Genomic DNA, 18,813 nt, shown 5'->3' on the forward strand with positions numbered 1-18,813 from the left:
ACAGTGAGTTAGCTCAAAACTTGTCTTTACGAGTTTATACAAGCAATTAATGTAGGCTTTTTTTATATATAAACCCTAACAAACATGGACATCATAACGATCATTATTGGTATTGTAGGTATTGCGGCAGGTTTTGCAATAGCTAAAATTATCGAGAAAAGTAATATTTCAAACCTCATTAAAAATGCTAAAAAAGAAGCAGCTTCTATTTTAAAAGATGCTAATTTAGAAGCCGAAAACATAAAAAAAGATAAAATACTTCAGGCAAAGGAACGTTTTATCGAATTAAAATCTGAACACGAACAAGTTATTCTGGCACGCGATAAAAAAGTTGCCGAAGTAGAAAAACGCGTGCGTGATAAAGAATCTCAGGTTTCTAATGAGCTTTCTAAGGCTAAAAAAGTAAATGACGATTTTGAAGCTAAAACAGAAGAATACAATAACAAAATTGAAATTTTAGACAAAAAACAAGCTGAAGTTGACAAATTACACAAAAGTCAATTACAACAGCTTGAAGTAATTTCTGGACTTTCTGCAGAAGAAGCAAAAGAGCAATTAGTTGAAGGCTTAAAAGCCGAAGCTAAAAGCAAAGCCATGTCTCACATTCAGGAAACCATCGAAGAGGCTAAACTTACGGCACAGCAAGAAGCTAAAAAAATCATTATCAATACCATTCAAAGAGTTGGAACGGAAGAAGCTGTTGAAAACTGCGTTTCTGTTTTCAACATTGAATCTGACGATGTAAAAGGCCGCATTATTGGCCGTGAAGGTCGTAACATTAGAGCTCTTGAAGCTGCAACGGGAGTTGAAATCATTGTTGATGATACACCGGAAGCTATTATCCTTTCTTGTTTTGACCCGGTTCGCAGAGAAATTGCCCGTTTGTCTTTACACAAATTAGTTACTGACGGACGTATTCACCCTGCAAGAATTGAAGAGGTTGTTGCTAAAACTGCTAAACAAATCGATGATGAAATTATCGAAGTTGGAAAACGTACTGTAATCGACTTGGGAATTCACGGTTTACACCCGGAATTGATTAAAGTTGTAGGCAGAATGAAATATCGTTCTTCTTACGGACAAAACTTATTACAACACTCAAGAGAGGTTTCTAAACTTTGCGGTATCATGGCAGCTGAATTAGGCTTAAATGTAAAACTGGCAAAAAGAGCTGGTTTACTTCACGATATTGGTAAAGTCCCAGATACAGAAAGTGATTTACCACACGCATTATTAGGTATGCAGTGGGCTGAGAAATACGGCGAAAAAGAAGAAGTCTGCAACGCCATTGGAGCACACCACGACGAGATCGAAATGAAATCATTATTATCACCAATCGTTCAGGTTTGTGATGCTATTTCAGGTGCTAGACCAGGCGCTAGACGTCAGGTTCTGGATTCATACATTCAACGTTTGAAAGACCTAGAAGATGTTGCTTACGGATTTAGCGGTGTAAAAAATGCTTATGCAATACAAGCCGGTAGAGAACTGCGTGTTATTGTAGAAAGCGAAAAAGTTTCTGATGATAATGCTGCAAATCTATCTTTTGAGATTTCACAAAAAATCCAAACAGAAATGACTTATCCGGGTCAGGTAAAAGTTACTGTAATTAGAGAAACAAGAGCAGTTAACATTGCTAAATAATTCTCTTTCTGTTATATAAAATTAAAAAGGCTGTCAAATGACAGCCTTTTTAATTATTTACAGGTCATTAAAAACGATTTTAAAGCTCGTTCCTACTCCAACTTCACTTTCTACAGAAACCGTTCCTTTCATCGCCTCTATTTGATTTCTGGTAATATACAAACCAATTCCGCGGGCATCATCGTGTTTATGAAACGTTTTATACATCCCAAATAGTAATTCACCGTAGACTTTTAAATCGATTCCTAAACCGTTATCTGTAATTTTTAAAGATTTATACCCTTCCGGTTCGATTCCAAAATCAAATACAATAATCGGATCTCTATCCGGATGCGCATATTTTATAGCATTTGTTGTAAAATTTAACAAAACACTTTCGAGATAAGCCGGATTAAAATTGATCGTTAAATATTGCGGAACGTTATTTATGATTGTAACTTTTTTCTGTTTATCATAACCTTTTATAGTCGAAACGGTTTTCTCAATATATTCGTGAAGTTTCAAAGGCTCAACTGCAATATTAATATTACTCTGTGTTTTTACAATCTGCGTTAAATTAGAAATCGTCTCATTTAAATCATTTGAAACTGTTCTAAGGTGTTCCAGCATTTCGGTAACAGCTCCTTTATCTCCATCGGCATCAATAAAGTCTAAAATCGACTTTATATTTCCTGCCTGCGTATTTAAATTGTGTGAAACAATATGCGAAAAATTAAGCAGTCTGCTATTTTGGTCACTGTATAATTTCATTGTTTTGAGCAGCTCCAGCTCCTTCTCTTTTTGAAGAGAGATATCTGTGTGAGTTCCTATAACACGTAATGGCTTACCGTTTTCATCACGTTTTATTACTTTACCCCTGTCCAGAATCCATTTATAATTACCGCTTGAAGTCATTACACGATGGTAATTTTCATAATACGGAATCTTATTATCAAAATGTTCTTTAATATCTGAGTAATATTTTGGCAGATCATCAGGATGCACAATTTTATCCCAGCGTTCCGGGTCATCAAAAATATCTGCCGACTCTAATTCTAATATTTTTAATGAAAGTGAAGAATAAAAAACATTATTTGTTACCATATCCCAATCCCAAATCCCTACGGTTGATGCATCAAGAGCAAACTGGAAACGTTCTTCGGAGATGCGGAGTTTTTCTTCTTTGTCTTTTAAGTCGGTAATATCAGAAACATGTCCAAAAAAGCTAACTTTTCCATCTGAAGATAATTCTGTTTTTGCAGAAACCCGAAACCAGCGCAGTCCTTTTTTGGGTAAAACCGATCTAAACTCTAATCCCCAAGGCCGAACTTCTTTACGCGCTTTTACTAAAGACTGAAAAAATATTTCTCTATCCTGTTCAAAAATTCGCTCGTAAATAATATGCTTAACATCATCGGTAAATTCATTAAACGAAAGTTCGAAAATTTCATCAACTGATTTGCTGACTAGGGGAAAAGTATAATGATTATTACTATCTATAACAAATTGAAAAAGCAAATCTGGCATTTCGGCAAATAATTTTTTGTAAAAATTATTTACTTCCAGGCAATCTTCATTACTATACAAATCAAAAACCATATGCTGCTATTTAAGTAAATAATATCTTATTGGATCTGGGTTAAAAAAATCCTCAAAATCCTTTTAATTTACTTCCTTTGAATACAAATGTGATACCAAGTTATAACTTTTGACGTAAAAAAACCAGACTCCATCCAAAAAATTACTTCCTTGGATGATAAGAATGCATTACTTCTTTCAGGAAACTTCTGTCCAGATGCACGTAAATTTCTGTTGTTGTAATAGATTCATGCCCCAGCATTAATTGAATAGATCTTAAATCGGCTCCATTTTCTAATAAATGTGTTGCAAAAGAATGGCGCAAAGTATGCGGACTTATATTTTTGCTTAAACCAATTTTTACAGCTAAATCTTTTATAATAGTAAAAATCATGGCGCGGGTCAGCTGGTTTCCTCTTCGATTTAAGAACAAAGTATCTTCACAGCCCTTTTTAATATTGAGATGAACTCTAATCTCCTCCTGATAGATTTCAATATATTTTTTAGTTAATTTTCCAATGGGCACAAAACGCTCTTTATTACCCTTTCCGGTAATTTTTATAAAACCTTCGTCAAAAAACAAATCTGATATTTTAAGCGAAACCAATTCAGAAACCCGAAGTCCACAGCCGTATAATGTTTCTAAAATGGCGCGATTGCGTTCCCCTTCATTGCTGCTTAAATCAATAGCAGCGATAAGCGCATCAATATCTTTTATTGATAATGTATCTGGAAGTTTTCGTCCGGTTTTTGGACTCTCGATTAATTCGAGCGGACTGTCATTTCGATAATCTTCAAAAACTAAATAATTAAAAAAACTTTTCAAACCAGAAATAATCCTCGCCTGAGAACGCGGATTTACTTCTTTTGAAACTGAATATATAAACTGCTGAACAGTTTCATCAGTAATTTTTATTGGAGAAACATCGATTTGATTGGTTTCTAAAAAAAGACATAACCGCTCAATATCAAAGCTGTAGTTTTCAATTGTATTTTTAGACAAACCTCTTTCTATTCGCAGATACGATTGATAGTCTTTTATATAATTGTTCCATTTCATATTTACAAAGTAAAACATTTTTGGGCACAAAAAAACCTTCCGTTTGTGGAAGGTTTTTTTGTATTTTAAAAGTTCAAATTAGAATTTATATGCTAACGATAATGCTAAATTACTGTTTCTAAAACTTTGATTATAGAAATCACTATAATCTTGGTATTCATCTGAAATATCAGCAACATTAGTCAAACCAATTGTGTAACGCAGACCAGCCGACAAGTTTTCTGTAAAGTTATATCCACATCCTAAATTGAAACCAAAGTCTGATGTTTTATACAAATCGTGAATATCATACCCTTTACTTTTAGCCGATACTAAAAGTCCCATTTGCGGCCCGGCTTCAACAGTAAAAGCATCTGTTATATAATATTTTGCTAAAAGCGGGATATTCAAATAATTGAGTTTAAGATCTGTATTTGAACTTCCCTCAGCAGCTTCAATTGTAGTTCCTTGTGTAGAAAACAAAAATTCAGGCTGGATCGCTAGTTTTTTCATAACTTTTATTTCTGCAAAACCTCCAATATGAAAACCTATTAAAGATTTAGTTTCTTCATCATGACCAGTTACAGATGAAATATTGAGTCCTCCTTTTGCCCCAAATTTAGTTGACTGAGCATTTGCAGACCCAAACGTGATACATGCCATTATCCCTAAAATAATTTTTCTCATTTTTATAAATTAAAGCTAAAGCATTAAATATAAGAATAAACCTACTTTAATGTATTAATTGCAATAAAAAAAAATTTGAAGTTTATTAAAAAAGCCAGTTAAATACAAATCATAAAAAAAACCTTCCTAGTTAGGGAAGGTTTTTTGTATTTTAAAAAAGATATATTAGAATTTATATGCAGCTGTTAAAGCTAAAACGCTATTTTTTGCACTATCATAATAATCATAAATATCATCATAATCACCACCATCAACAACTCCTGAAAGTCCAACAGTATAACGTATTCCAACAGAAAAATTATCTGTAAAATTATATCCTGCCCCAAAGTTAAAACCTAAATCGGTAGATTTATAAGCATCTTTTATATCATTACCATCTCTTTTGGCAGAAACTAAAAATCCTATTTGCGGACCTCCTTCAACAGTAAATTGTTTTGTAACATAAAACTTTGCCAGTACTGGAACATTAATATAATTCAATTTATAATCAATATCATTATTGTTTCCAATAGCATCAAACGATGCACCTTGCGTAGAAAATAAAAGCTCTGGCTGAATAGATAATCTTTCAATAACCTTTATTTCTGCAAAACCGCCAACCTGAAAACCTATTAATGCATTTGAGTCATTATCTCCACTAAAACTTGTGATATTAAGACCTCCTTTTACTCCAAATCTAGTTTGCTGTGCATTAGTAAATCCAAATGCAAAAATAGCAATTGCTGATAAAATAATTTTTCTCATCTTATTTATTTTGGTTAAAATTAATAATCAAATATAAAAATATTCTTCATAAATAACTTCTTGGATTTTAACAAAAAAAATAGTAATAAGCATATAAATTGTTAAGGGAAGATCAATTTGCTTTTAAATGAAACCAAAAAAAGGCCCCTCAGAAATGAGGAAGCCTTTTTAAAAACTAACCAAAATATTTTTTTACCATCTTTTTTAGATATCAAATATAAGATTATACTTGCCAAAAAATAACCCCAAAAAGCAATAAAAACAATAAAATAAGACAAAATAGAATTTCGAATAACATATTAATTTTCAGTTCATTTCTATTAAAAACAATAGTTTAAATAGAATAAACTTGAAAAAACATGAGAATTTTAATAAATTTACAATGCAGCATATAAAACAATAAATTCAAAATAATGTAGTTTTGAATTAAAGAATAACAATTAAACACCAAACTAAAAACATTTTTTATGAAGAAAATACTTTTAGCAGCTGTATTGTTCATTGCAACAACAGCTACAATCCAGGCACAATTATTACAAATTGGGGTTAAAGCAGGGGTTAACTTTGCAAGTCAAACCGGAGATGCAAGCCTTAACGGTGTAGCATTTGACAAAGACGGAATCACAAGCTATCATGCGGGTCTTGTTGCCGAAATTAAATTATTAGAAAAATTCTCAATTCAGCCAGAGCTTTTGTACTCTACACAAGGTGCTAATTACAAAAACGCTGTAAATGAATTTAAAAATGAACTAGGTTATTTATCTATCCCAGTAATGGCAAAGATCTACCTTACAAAATCAGTAAGTTTAGAACTTGGACCGCAAGCTTCATTTCTATTAAGTGAAAAAAATGACTTTGATGTTAAGGATGCTGAAACTTTCGAATTTGGTCTTAATGCCGGATTAGGTTTAAAAATAACTAAAAATATTTTCATTCAAGGTCGTTATGGCTTAGGACTTACTGAAGCTTCAAAAAATGCTGATGTTAAAAACTCAACTGTTCAAATATCTGCAGGAGTCTTATTCTAAAAAATATCACATACTTTAATAAAAAACCGGTCTATTAATTAGATCGGTTTTTTTATTTTTACACTATTCAATGACAATTGCAAAAATCAATAGCAATATCAATATTTCAATAAATAACTTTAAATATGAAAATCTGCATTATCAACGGACCAAATTTGAATCTTTTAGGAAAACGTGAACCAGAAGTTTACGGAAGTCAGACTTTTGAAGATTACTTTGAAACGTTGAAACAAAAATTTCCAAACATCGAACTTTCATATTATCAAAGTAACATTGAAGGCGAATTGATAGGAAAAATTCAGGAATGCGGTTTTACATTTGATGGAATTATTCTAAACGCCGGCGCTTATACGCATACTTCTATAGGTTTAGGCGACGCTATGAAAGCTGTTACAACTCCTGTTATCGAAGTGCATATTTCGAATACTTATGCCCGCGAAAGTTTCAGACATCAATCATATTTGTCTGGAAATGCAAAAGGTGTTATTTTAGGGTTTGGATTAAAAAGCTACGAATTGGCGATTCAGTCATTTTTGTAACATATTGTCACCCTGAGCGAAGTCGAAGGGCCTGTTTTACGGAAAGGGCTTCGACTTCGCTCAGCCTAACATACGAGCGCTCAGCCTGACATACGGCTTCTATTAATCCAGATTAGAATTTAACAAATTATTAATAAGCTCATTTTCAACTTATTTTATTTTTGTGAGAGAAACCACTTTCATGAAAAACTTTATTTTATTCGCCTTTTTATTTTTTTCAATTTCCAGTTTTTCCCAAATCAAAGGAACAATAACTGATGAAAAAGGAAACCCGCTGCCGTTTGTTTCTATTTTTGAAGAGAATACTTATCGAGGAACTACCTCAAACGAACAAGGGCAATATCAATTACTGGTAAAAGAAATTGGCAAAAACAGAATCGTTTTTCAATATCTGGGATTTAAAACTCAGAAAGTAACAGTTTCTTCAGAATCAAAAACGATAACTTTAAATATTAAAATGCAGGAAGAAAGTTTTGCATTAAATGAAGTTGTTATTGATCCTAAAAACAATCCTGCAAACGCAATCATTAAAAATGCTATTGCAAACAGAAAAGAAAACTCTGAAAAAACAGCCCGCTTTACTGCCGATTTTTATTCGAAGGGAATTTTAAAAGTAAAAGATTTACCTAAAAAGATATTAGGTCAAAAAGTTGATCTCGGCCCGGATTTATCATCTAATTTAGATTCAACAGGAACGGGAATTTTATACTTATCAGAAACCATTTCGAAAGTTTCCTATCAAAAACCAGATAAATTAAAGGAAACTATAATTGCGTCTAAAATATCCGGAAACAATAAAGGTTTCAGCTATAACACTGCTGCTTTATCGACTTATGATTTCTACGACAATACCTTAGAATTTGATGTTAACCTCATCTCTCCTATTGCCAATAACGCTTTTAGTTATTATAAATACAAACTGGAAGGAAGTTTTTATGATGATAATAAACAGCAGATTTACAAAATTAAAGTAATTCCAAAACGAGATAAAGAGCCTGTTTTTGAAGGTTATATTTACATTGTCGACGATAGTTTTGCCATTTATGCAGTCGATTTCGACATTAAAGGTTATCGAATGAAAAATGAATTTACTGAAGTAATGAATTTAAAACAAAGCTTTAGTTATAATGCAAAAAACAAAATCTGGTCAAAAAATGCACAGACGCTTACTTTTAATGCAGGAGGTTTTGGAGTGAAATTTTCTGGTCAGTTTAATTATGTTTATTCCAATTACGAATTTCCAGAATCGTTTACCAAGAAAACTTTTGGAAATGAAATTGTTGCTTTTGATTTGAATGCTAATAAAAAGGACGATACTTTTTGGAATGAAATTCGTCCGATTCCGCTAACACTGGAAGAAAGTACAGATTACACTAAAAAAGACAGCCTGCAGATTATTAGAAAATCTAAAAAATATACCGATTCTATTGACGCAAAAAACAATAAGTTTAAAGTTTTAGATATTCTTGGCGGTTACGATTATAAAAATACTTTCAAGAAATACTCTTTTAAATTTGACGGGTTACTAAGTCTAACCTCTTTAAGTTTTAATACAGTTCAGGGGTTTAATCTGCGAACCGGATTTTCGTTTAAAAAATGGAATGAAGAAAACGGAAAAAGTACTTCGATTGGTACAACATTCAATTATGGGTTTTCAGATGAGCGCTTCCGGGTTATTGGCGAATTCAGCCACCGATTTAATGCTGTAAATTATGCCACAATTTCGGCTTCGGGCGGAACAAAAACAGAACAGTTTAATAGTGCTGAACCTATTAGTAAACTGATCAATTCTATAAGTTCATTGTTCTTTAAAGACAATTACATGAAATTGTATAATCTGGAATTTGCTCAAATTAACTATGCGCAAGATGTTGCAAACGGATTAAACTTAAACGCAAAAGTAGCTTACGAACAGAGAAAGCCTCTTTTTAATACAACCGATTATTCGTTCTTTAAAAGAGATGATATTTATTCGTCAAATAATCCGCTTGCACCAAATGATTTCACTACACCAGCTTTTGATCAGCATCATTTAATAAAAGCTAATTTGACTGCCAGAATTAATTTTGGAAATAAATACATTTCAAGACCAGATGGAAGATATAATTTTAAAGATGAAAAATATCCAACCGTATTTTTAGCTTTTGAAAAAGCATTTGCCGCAAGCGAAAAAAAATATGAATTTGAACGAATCGGTGCTGCTGTTCAATATGATTTAAAATTAAATAACAAAGGTGTTTTAGGAATGAATTTTAAAGCTGGTAAATTCTTTAATGCCGAAAATATTTCTTTTATAGATTACAGACATTTTAACGGAAACCAAACTCACATTGGCACCAGCGATCGTTATTTGAATGTTTTTAATTTAATGCCGTATTATGACAATAGTACAAACGACAGTTATTTTGAAATGCATTTAGAACACAACGATATGGGATTTGTAACGAATAAAATTCCGTTTTTGAATCTTTTAAAATCAACAATGAACCTTGGTTTTCATTCGCTGGCAATTCCAGACCGTAAACCTTATACCGAATTTACAGTTGGTTTAGATAATTTAGGTTTTGGAAAATTTAAATTATTCAGGGTTGATTATGTACATTCTTACCAAGGCGGAATTCAGCAAAATGGTGTTGTGTTTGGACTGAAGATTTTGAATGTTCTTAATTAAGGTGCTAAGGTTCTGAGATACTAAGATTCTAAGTCTTTTTATTTTGAATTATAAAAGCATCTTAAAATAATAGAAAAATCCGCTTATCTGACAGATCTGCGAGAAACCAGACTGCAAATAAGCGGATTTTTTATTTTGAATTGAAAATAGTGCGGGCTTCGACTTCGCTCAGCCTGACAAAAATTAGTATTAAACTTATAATCTTAGCATCTCAGAACCTTAGTAACTTAGAATCTCAATGATAATCATCTGGTTCAATATGAATTAAAACGTTTCCTAACTGCGGAATTTGTTCTTTTAAGGTATCTTGTAGTTTATGCGATAAATCATGCCCTTTTTTAACTGAAATTTCAGCCGAAACAATTGCATGAAGATCAACGTGATAACGCATTCCGGCTTTTCTAATGAAACATTTTTCGGTTCCGAGAATTCCGGGAACTGTCAGTGCTTTTACACGAATTTCTTCGACTAAATCATCGTTCATGTTTTCATCCATGATTTCGCCAAGTGCAGGTCTGAAAATTTTATAACAGTTATATAAGATAAAAAACGCAGCAAAAAGCGCAGCCCAATCATCTGCAGATTCATAACCTTTTCCCATAATCAGTGCAATCGAAATTCCGATAAATGCAGCAACCGAAGTTATAGCATCACTGCGATGATGCCAGGCATCGGCAGCAAGAGACGAACTATTTGTTTCTTTACTTCGTTTCATGACTAAACGATACGAGTATTCTTTCCAAATAATTATGGCTCCTAAAACATATAATGTCCACGATTTTGGTAAATCGTGCGACGATTGAATATTAGCAATACTTTCATAGCCAATAATCGTTGCCGAAGTTATTAAAAACCCAACGACCAAAAAGGTAATTAAAGGTTCTGCACGGCCGTGACCGTAAGGATGATTTTCATCTGCCGGTTTGTTAGAATATTTAATCCCGAATAAAACCAAACTGGACGAAAATATATCTGCTGTTGATTCGATCGCATCTGCAATCAAGGCGTATGAATTGCCAAAAAAACCTGCCAAACCTTTTATCAAGGCTAAGCAGGTGTTTCCGGCTATACTAAAAATAGTAGCTTTTACAGCTTTTTTTTCATCTATCATTTAGACTCTTTTTTTTCGCTGCGAATTTCACTAATTTTTAAGTTGAAATTCATGAATTCGCGGCTAACTTTTACGCTCTCACGATTTTTGCTCCAATTGCTCTTAAACGCTCGTCGATACGCTCATATCCACGATCAATTTGTTCTATATTTTGAATTGTACTTGTCCCTTTTGCAGAAAGTGCCGCAATCAATAATGAAATCCCCGCACGAATATCAGGAGAAGACATTGTGGTTGCTTTTAATTGAGATTCAAAATTATGTCCCATAACCACAGCTCTATGCGGATCACATAACATAATTTTTGCTCCCATGTCAATTAATTTGTCGACAAAAAACAAACGGCTTTCGAACATTTTTTGGTGAATCAAAACATCACCTTTTGCCTGTGTTGCCACAACCAAAACGATACTCAATAAATCAGGTGTAAATCCTGGCCAAGGTGCATCGGCAATTGTTAAGATTGATCCGTCAATATCTGTTTTTACTTCATATCCGTCTTTGTGAGCCGGAATATAAATATCATCGTTACGTTTTTCGATTGTAATTCCTAATTTTCTAAATGTATTCGGAATCAATCCTAAATTTTCCCAGCTTACATTTTTGATCGTGATTTCGCTTTTTGTCATAGCCGCAAGACCAATCCAAGAACCAATTTCGATCATATCAGGAAGAATTCTGTGTTCGCATCCTCCAAGGCTTTCAACACCTTCAATAGTCAATAAGTTAGAACCAACTCCAGTGATTTTTGCTCCCATAGAATTCAACATTTTACACAATTGTTGTAAATATGGTTCGCAGGCAGCGTTGTAAACTGTTGTTTTTCCTTTTGCCAGAACCGCAGCCATTACAATGTTTGCTGTTCCTGTTACAGAAGCTTCGTCAAGAAGCATATCTGTTCCCTGTAGTCCTTCTTCCGGAGATTCTACTCCATAAAAGTGATCTTCTCTATTGTATCTAAATTTTGCTCCAAGATTAATAAAACCTTCAAAGTGTGTATCTAATCTGCGACGGCCAATTTTGTCTCCACCCGGTTTTGGAATATATCCTTTTCCGAAACGAGCTAAAAGCGGTCCAACAATCATAATAGAACCACGAAGCGCTCCGCCTTCTTTTTTGAAAGCTTCGGTTTCTAAATATCCAACATTAACCTCATCCGCCTGAAATGTAATCGAGCCTGGTTCATTGCGTTGAATTTTTACACCTAAATTACCCAGTAAAGTGATTAATTTATTGATGTCTATAATATCAGGAATGTTATTAATTCTTACTTTCTCTCCTGTTAGAAGCACAGCACATAAAATTTGTAGTGCCTCATTTTTTGCTCCTTGCGGAGTGATTTCTCCTTTTAAAGGAGTTCCTCCTTCGATTTTAAAAATTCCCATAGATTTTTTTTAGGTTCTTCTTTTTAAGATTCTAAGATTCTGAGATTCTAAGACTCTAAGAAAAAACTTAGCACCTTAGTATCTTAGCAACTTCTTCTATTTTTGATTATTGTTTTTTTGAAAGTTTTTTGGTTTCCCGCCTTTATTGTTTTTGTTGTTTTGAATTTTAGGCTGTCCTGCAGGCGTTATTTTGTTTGACACGCGTTTGTTTGTACGCATTAAATCTGTTGTATTCAACAGCTCTTCTGTACTGTGCAGCAAATTTATTTTTCCTCCGGACAATTCATATAAATGTTCAAAAATTACATCATCTTTTACGGTGTCTTTGTTCCAGCTTAAAAATGATTTTTTCATGTGGTTGGCAATAACCATTACCAATGCATTTTTCATTTCGCCTTCTTCCCATTTATTGGCAACATCAATCATATATTTAATGTTGTTTCCGTAAAATCTGTATTTTGGGAAATTCTGCGGGTATTGTAAAACGTCTGGCTTTAACTGCAGTACATCCCTTGAAGGAATTGGATACGGGGATTCAACATTCAATTTAAAATCAGACATTATAAAAAGCTGATCCCATAATTTATGCTGAAAATCCGGCACGTCACGCAAATGCGGATTCAAACTTCCCATAACCTGAATGATATATTTCGCAGCTTTGTTGCGTGTTTCATCATCTTCTATGGCAGTAGCCTGATCGATTAGTTTTTGTAAATGACGACCGTACTCCGGAATAATCAAGCGTTGTCTTTCAGAATTATATTCTAAATTAAAAACAACGTCATTTGCGACTTCTTTTTTATATTTTTCAACCATAAGTTATAATGAAACTATACCTTCTATTGTAGATACTTCTTTGTATTTACCAATCACCTCATCAGAGCTGTGCATGGTAACATCTACAGAAACGCTGGTAAATTTACCGGTTTTAGATTTTGTTGTTTTAATAACCGCTCCCATTCTGTCAAAAGCTTTTTCAACACGCTCAACATTATCCCCCACAGATGGCACAATAAATTTGTACAAGTATTCTGCTGGCCAAGTATTTGCATTATCTAGTTCGACTTTTAATCTTTCGTAAAATTCGGCAGTATTTTTTTCTTTATCGTTCTCCATTCGTAATTAAAAATAAACGCAAATATACGGTTTTGATTTCAGATTTTTTAGATTTTTTATTTTGAAAAAAGGTGTAAAGTTACAAAGGCGCAAAGGTGCATAGAAAAAAGCAATAGAAGATTATTTCTTTGTAAATTTTACTCTTACATTTGAGAAAATAATCTGCTAAAATCTCTCGCAAAATTTTGTTTAGCCACAGATTAAAATGATTTAATAAAATCTGCTCAAATCTGCAAAATCTGCGTGAAACTAAAAATTTATTCCGTTACGAGACTAAACCACATTATAATGAAAAAAATCCTTTTACTTTTTATAGCACTTACATTCAACAACATTCAGGCGCAGGAAGTTAAAACCCTGACTTATTTCCAAAATGATACACTAAAACTGGATTTGGATTTATATCTGCCAAAGAAAAAATCTAACGAAAAAATCCCGTTAATTATGTTTGCATTTGGCGGCGGATTTTCGGGAGGAGAACGCACAAGCGAAAAAAACTTCGGAATGTTTATGGCCGAAAACGGTTATGCGGTTGCCAGCATCTCGTACAGTTTATATATGAAAGGAAAAGATTTTGGCTGTAAAGGAACTTTAACTGAAAAGATAAAAGCAATTCAAATTGGCGTGAGCGATATGTGGCAGGCGACTTCTTATCTAATCGAAAACGCAGACAAATACGATCTTGACACTTCGAAAATCTTTATTTCCGGAATCAGTGCCGGTGCCGAAATTGGTTTTCATGCTTCGTTTTGGGATTACAAACTTATGAATCTATATAAAAGCAATTTACCTGAAAATTTTAAATACAAAGGTTTTATTGGAGGTTCTGGCGCGATTCAGGATATTAATTTAATTACGAAAGAAAAAGCAATTCCGATGTTACTGGCTCACGGAAGCAATGACGACACAGTTCCTTATAGTGCAGGTTCACATCGTTCCTGCCCGACAAACGCTTCGGGCTGGCTGATCCTTTTTGGTTCTTATGCTGTTTACAATCAGATGCAGGATTTACATAAAGATGTTGAACTGATTACTTTCTGCGGCGGCGGACATGAATTCTCCGGTTATCTTTTTCACGACGGACAGCAATATGTTCTGGATTTTACGAATGATGTTTTAAAAGGAAAGAAATTTGAATCGCATTTGATTGTGCCTTCTAAAAAAGAAAAAGGTTCTGGGAAATATTTGTTTTGTGATTAAAAAAATTTGATCACACCGAAATAATCAACATTATAAACTGGACTGAAGTCCAGCCCTACAATATTTGGCGAGCCTATGGCTCTCTTTCAAACAATCTATATTATAGAGATACACTTAATCCAATGATTGCAATATTTACCAAACACATATCTCTTTTCACAATTCAGTTCCAAAGGAACGCCCATATTGTAGAGCTGGATTTCAATCCAGTTATCATAATATTTAGCAAACCCACGACTCTTTTCACAATTCAGTTCCGAAGGAACTCCCATATTGTAGAGCTGGATTTCAATCCAGTTACCACAATATTTAAAGAGCTCACGGCTCTTTTCACAGTTTAGTTCCGAAGGAACGATCCATATTGTAGAGCTGGACTTCAGTCCAGTTTACAGTCAAAAATGCTAAATTATTCGCTCTTGATAAATATTCTTTTTAAATACGAATAAGTTTAGGTAAATTTGCGCTTTATTTTTAGAATAGTGCAAAAACAAATCATAGTTCTCATTGGCGGTCCTGGTACAGGAAAATCTACGCTTATAAACGAATTAGTCGCTCGCGGCTATTGTTGTTACCCTGAAATTTCAAGAGAAGTTACACTCGAAGCCCAAAAAAGAGGCGTTGAGCAATTGTTCCTGGAACAGCCTTTATTGTTTAGCGAAATGCTTTTGGAAGGGCGTATTCAGCAATTTGAAAACGCAAAAAAAGAGCCGGATAATTTAGTTTTTATTGATCGCGGAATTCCTGATGTTGTTGCTTATATGGATTATATTGGTGACGAATATCCTGATAATTTTATAAAAGCCTGCGAAGATTTTAAATATTCTAAAACTTTTATTTTACCGCCCTGGGAAGAAATTTATCAGAGCGATACGGAGCGTTATGAAAATTTTGAGCAGGCACTTACGATTCAGGAGCACTTGATTGAAACGTACAAAAAATACGGTTACGATTTAATTGAGGTTCCGAAAGATACGGTTGAAAACAGAATTCTTTATATCTTAGACAAAATTTAGCAGCCGGTTTTAAAGTTGCAAAACTAGAAACTGATTTCTACATTTTTAACTTTAAAACACAGGCCATGCAGGACGCACAGGAAATTCTTTTAAAATACTGGAAACACCAAAGTTTCCGACCGTTGCAAAAAGAAATTATTGATTCGGTTTTAGAAGGGCAAGACACTTTTGCACTGCTGCCAACCGGAGGCGGAAAATCGATTTGTTTTCAGGTTCCGGCGATGATGCAAGACGGAATTTGTCTGGTAGTTTCTCCTTTAATTGCCTTGATGAAAGATCAGGTAGCGAATTTGCAGAAAAGAGATATTAAAGCAATTGCTCTTACAGGCGGAATTCATACGGAAGAAATTATCGATCTTTTAGACAATTGCCAATTCGGAAATTATAAATTCCTTTACCTTTCGCCAGAGCGTTTACAGTCTGACTGGATTTTAGAACGAATCAAAAATCTTCCTATAAATTTAATCGCTATTGATGAGGCACATTGTGTTTCCCAATGGGGTCACGATTTCAGACCTGCTTATTTAAAAATTTCTGAACTTAAAAAATACTTTCCTAAAATTCCTTTTTTGGCTTTAACCGCAACTGCGACTCCACGAGTTGTTGAAGACATTAAAACCGAATTGGGGTTAAAAGACCCAAAACTTTTTCAACAGTCTTTTGAAAGAAAGAATATTGCCTACATGGTTTTTGAAGTCGAAGACAAATTGTATCGTGTCGAACAGATTTTGAAGAAAAATCCACAGCCATCTATTATATATGTGCGAAACAGAAAATCATGCCTGAATATGTCAACTCAATTGCAATCGCTAGGATTTAGGGCAACGTATTATCATGGCGGACTTTCGGCTCAGGAAAAAGATAAAAACATGCAGCTATGGATGTCAGAACAAGCACAGGTTATTGTTGCCACCAATGCGTTTGGAATGGGAATTGACAAAGACAACGTTAAAACTGTTATTCATACGCAACTGCCTGAAAACTTAGAAAATTATTATCAGGAATCTGGAAGAGCAGGACGAAATGGCGAAAAAGCATTTTCTGTTTTATTGTTTAATAATTCAGATGCAAACCAAACTGAACAGCAATTTATAAGCGTCCTTCCTGATAAAAAGTTCTTAAAGACGATGTTTATTAAATTGTGTAATTATTTTCAAATTGCTTACGGCGAAGGTTTAGACGATTCGTATTCTTTTAAAATGAATCATTTTTGCCATAAATACGACTTCCCTACTTTAAAAACTTATAATGCTTTGCAGTTTTTAAACCAGCAGGGAATCATTACAATGTCTCAGGAATTTTCAGAAAAAGTTACAATGCAGTTTTTAATCGAATCAAAAGAAGTACTTCGATATATGAGTCTGAATCCGAATGATGAAGAAATTATTCTGACAATTTTAAGAACATATCCTGGAATTCATGAAATGAAAACACCGCTTAATCTTTCGCTGATTGCAAAAAAATCAAATCATACTGAAGAACAGGTTACGGCACTTTTAGAAAAATTGAAAGAGAAAGACATTATAGAATATAAATCTAAAAATAACGACGCTACTATTTTATTTAATGAAGTACGTGAGGATGATTTAACAATAAACCGGGTTTCTAAATATCTGGAAAAGCAAAATAAACTAAAACGAGATCAGCTTTCGTCGGTACTATATTATATAAAGGAAGACAAAACCTGTAAAAACAGATTGGTTTTGGATTATTTTGGAGAAGAAACCAAATCGAATTGCGGCGTTTGTTCTTTCTGCATCACTCAAAAAGGAAAAATCACTGAAGCAGACGCTATTGCTGATAAAATTCTTCACTTATTAAAAGCAACTGCCTTAACTTCGCGCGAAATTCAAAATCAGATAAAATTAGATGCTAAAGATGTTATTCTGGTTCTTCAGGAATTACTGGAAAACAATCATATCATTATTTTAGCCAATAATAAATACACTTTAAAATCATAATGGAAAAATTACGAATTATATTTATGGGAACTCCGGAATTTGCGGTTGGCATTCTGGATACCATTATTAAAAACAATTACGATATAGCTGGTGTTATTACAGCTGCAGACAAACCGGCTGGACGCGGACAAAAAATAAAATATTCGGCTGTTAAGGAATATGCACTAGTAAATAATCTTACCTTATTACAGCCAGCGAATTTAAAAGACGAAAATTTTTTAGCTGAGTTAAAAGCTTTGAATGCCAATTTACAAATTGTTGTTGCTTTTAGAATGCTGCCAAAAGTGGTTTGGGAAATGCCTAGTTTAGGAACTTTTAACCTTCATGCTTCTTTATTACCAAATTATCGCGGTGCGGCGCCAATAAACTGGGCTATTATTAATGGAGAAACCAAAACCGGGGTTACTACATTTTTTATCGATGATAAAATCGATACCGGAGCAATGATTTTAAATTCTGAAATTGCAATTGAGCCAACAGAAAATGCGGGACAACTGCACGACCGATTAATGAATTTGGGAAGCGCAACTGTTATTGATACTTTAAAAGTGATTGAAAACGGAAATGTTACTACGACAATTCAGGAAGATAATGATGATATCAAAACGGCTTATAAATTAAATAAGGAAAATTGTAAAATCGACTGGGCAAAACCTGGAGATGAAATCAATAATCTGATTCGTGGTTTAAGTCCGTATCCAGCAGCCTGGTGCTTTTTGAAAGATAAAAATGAAGAATTAAATATAAAGATATATGAAGCCAAACTGGTTTCAGAAGTTCATTCTTATGAAGTTGGAAGTTTAATCAGTAATAAAAAAGAAATCAAAATTGCAATAAAAGAGGGCTTCATTCAGTTATTAAGTCTACAATTACCAGGAAAAAAACGAATGCAGGTGGCAGAATTGTTAAATGGAATAACTTTTTCAGATAGCGCAAAGGTCTATTAAGGTCAGTAAAACAGGGGTTTTTACCTGTTTTTGATCGATAAACAACATGCTTTATGAACAAAAAAAACAAGTTATCAACAATTATTGCTAAAATTAAAGAAAACACTTGCACGCAACGGATTTCCTACTAAATTTGTGTATTAACAATTTTTTTTAACCAACAATTAATAAC

At 33.5% G+C, this 18,813-nt stretch carries 16 protein-coding genes; 8 read left to right on the forward strand and 8 right to left on the reverse strand.

The window, feature by feature from the left end:
• Positions 1 to 84: 84 nt before the first annotated feature.
• Positions 85 to 1,644 carry a ribonuclease Y gene (gene rny, locus AABD74_RS00675; protein WP_232682672.1) on the forward strand — a complete coding sequence of 520 codons (1,560 nt, stop codon included), beginning with the start codon at positions 85 to 87 and terminating at the stop codon, positions 1,642 to 1,644.
• A 57-nt stretch (positions 1,645 to 1,701) separates the two neighbouring features.
• Here the strand turns inward: rny and AABD74_RS00680 are convergent, their stop codons facing one another.
• The 4 genes from AABD74_RS00680 to AABD74_RS00695 form a co-directional block, all read right to left on the reverse strand.
• The gene (locus AABD74_RS00680) at positions 1,702 to 3,222 is read right to left on the reverse strand and encodes a PAS domain-containing protein (RefSeq protein WP_406844391.1); all 1,521 of its coding nucleotides are present in this window, start codon (positions 3,220 to 3,222) and stop codon (positions 1,702 to 1,704) included.
• 142 nt (positions 3,223 to 3,364) lie between these two features.
• Entirely contained in the window at positions 3,365 to 4,261 is an 897-nt protein-coding gene (gene xerD, locus AABD74_RS00685; protein WP_232682714.1) for a site-specific tyrosine recombinase XerD, read from the reverse strand.
• Between the two features lie 78 nt (positions 4,262 to 4,339).
• Positions 4,340 to 4,927, reverse strand: coding sequence for a porin family protein (locus AABD74_RS00690; RefSeq protein WP_406844392.1), 588 nt, complete (start codon positions 4,925 to 4,927; stop codon positions 4,340 to 4,342).
• Positions 4,928 to 5,092: 165 nt separating this feature from the next.
• Complete coding sequence (locus AABD74_RS00695; protein WP_406844393.1) at positions 5,093 to 5,671, reverse strand: porin family protein; 579 nt, start codon at positions 5,669 to 5,671, stop codon at positions 5,093 to 5,095.
• A 467-nt stretch (positions 5,672 to 6,138) separates the two neighbouring features.
• Between AABD74_RS00695 and AABD74_RS00700 the strand changes: the two genes are divergently transcribed.
• The 3 genes from AABD74_RS00700 (at position 6,139) to AABD74_RS00710 (ending at position 9,909) form a co-directional block, all read left to right on the forward strand.
• The gene (locus tag AABD74_RS00700; protein ID WP_406844394.1) at positions 6,139 to 6,699 is read left to right on the forward strand and encodes a porin family protein; all 561 of its coding nucleotides are present in this window, start codon (positions 6,139 to 6,141) and stop codon (positions 6,697 to 6,699) included.
• A 125-nt stretch (positions 6,700 to 6,824) separates the two neighbouring features.
• Positions 6,825 to 7,238 carry a type II 3-dehydroquinate dehydratase gene (aroQ, locus tag AABD74_RS00705; protein ID WP_198858214.1) on the forward strand — a complete coding sequence of 138 codons (414 nt, stop codon included), beginning with the start codon at positions 6,825 to 6,827 and terminating at the stop codon, positions 7,236 to 7,238.
• Positions 7,239 to 7,419: 181 nt separating this feature from the next.
• Positions 7,420 to 9,909 (forward strand): DUF5686 and carboxypeptidase regulatory-like domain-containing protein, encoded by a 2,490-nt coding sequence (locus AABD74_RS00710; RefSeq protein ID WP_406844395.1) that lies wholly within the window; start codon positions 7,420 to 7,422, stop codon positions 9,907 to 9,909.
• A gap of 235 nt (positions 9,910 to 10,144) precedes the next feature.
• Here the strand turns inward: AABD74_RS00710 and AABD74_RS00715 are convergent, their stop codons facing one another.
• The 4 genes from AABD74_RS00715 to AABD74_RS00730 all read right to left on the reverse strand — a co-directional run bounded on the left by AABD74_RS00715 (position 10,145) and on the right by AABD74_RS00730 (position 13,520).
• A complete protein-coding gene (locus AABD74_RS00715) occupies positions 10,145 to 11,020 on the reverse strand; it encodes a cation diffusion facilitator family transporter (protein ID WP_406844396.1) in 876 nt (291 codons plus the stop codon).
• A gap of 70 nt (positions 11,021 to 11,090) precedes the next feature.
• Positions 11,091 to 12,404 (reverse strand): UDP-N-acetylglucosamine 1-carboxyvinyltransferase, encoded by a 1,314-nt coding sequence (gene murA / locus AABD74_RS00720; RefSeq protein WP_406844397.1) that lies wholly within the window; start codon positions 12,402 to 12,404, stop codon positions 11,091 to 11,093.
• A gap of 96 nt (positions 12,405 to 12,500) precedes the next feature.
• Positions 12,501 to 13,220, reverse strand: coding sequence for a DUF4290 domain-containing protein (locus AABD74_RS00725; protein WP_406844398.1), 720 nt, complete (start codon positions 13,218 to 13,220; stop codon positions 12,501 to 12,503).
• Between the two features lie 3 nt (positions 13,221 to 13,223).
• The gene (locus AABD74_RS00730; RefSeq protein ID WP_406844399.1) at positions 13,224 to 13,520 is read right to left on the reverse strand and encodes a DUF493 family protein; all 297 of its coding nucleotides are present in this window, start codon (positions 13,518 to 13,520) and stop codon (positions 13,224 to 13,226) included.
• Positions 13,521 to 13,808: 288 nt separating this feature from the next.
• Between AABD74_RS00730 and AABD74_RS00735 the strand changes: the two genes are divergently transcribed.
• The 4 genes from AABD74_RS00735 to fmt all read left to right on the forward strand — a co-directional run bounded on the left by AABD74_RS00735 (position 13,809) and on the right by fmt (position 18,641).
• Entirely contained in the window at positions 13,809 to 14,720 is a 912-nt protein-coding gene (locus AABD74_RS00735) for an alpha/beta hydrolase family protein (protein WP_406844400.1), read from the forward strand.
• A 479-nt stretch (positions 14,721 to 15,199) separates the two neighbouring features.
• Positions 15,200 to 15,733, forward strand: a complete 534-nt coding sequence (locus AABD74_RS00740) for an AAA family ATPase (protein ID WP_406844401.1) — start codon at positions 15,200 to 15,202, stop codon at positions 15,731 to 15,733.
• A 65-nt stretch (positions 15,734 to 15,798) separates the two neighbouring features.
• Entirely contained in the window at positions 15,799 to 17,694 is a 1,896-nt protein-coding gene (locus AABD74_RS00745; RefSeq protein WP_406844402.1) for an ATP-dependent DNA helicase RecQ, read from the forward strand.
• Entirely contained in the window at positions 17,694 to 18,641 is a 948-nt protein-coding gene (gene fmt, locus AABD74_RS00750) for a methionyl-tRNA formyltransferase (protein ID WP_406844403.1), read from the forward strand. The genes AABD74_RS00745 and fmt overlap by 1 nt, the downstream gene beginning before the upstream one ends.
• Positions 18,642 to 18,813: the final 172 nt, after the last annotated feature.

The organism is Flavobacterium soyae, assembly GCF_045348165.1.
Lineage (GTDB): Bacteria > Bacteroidota > Bacteroidia > Flavobacteriales > Flavobacteriaceae > Flavobacterium > Flavobacterium soyae.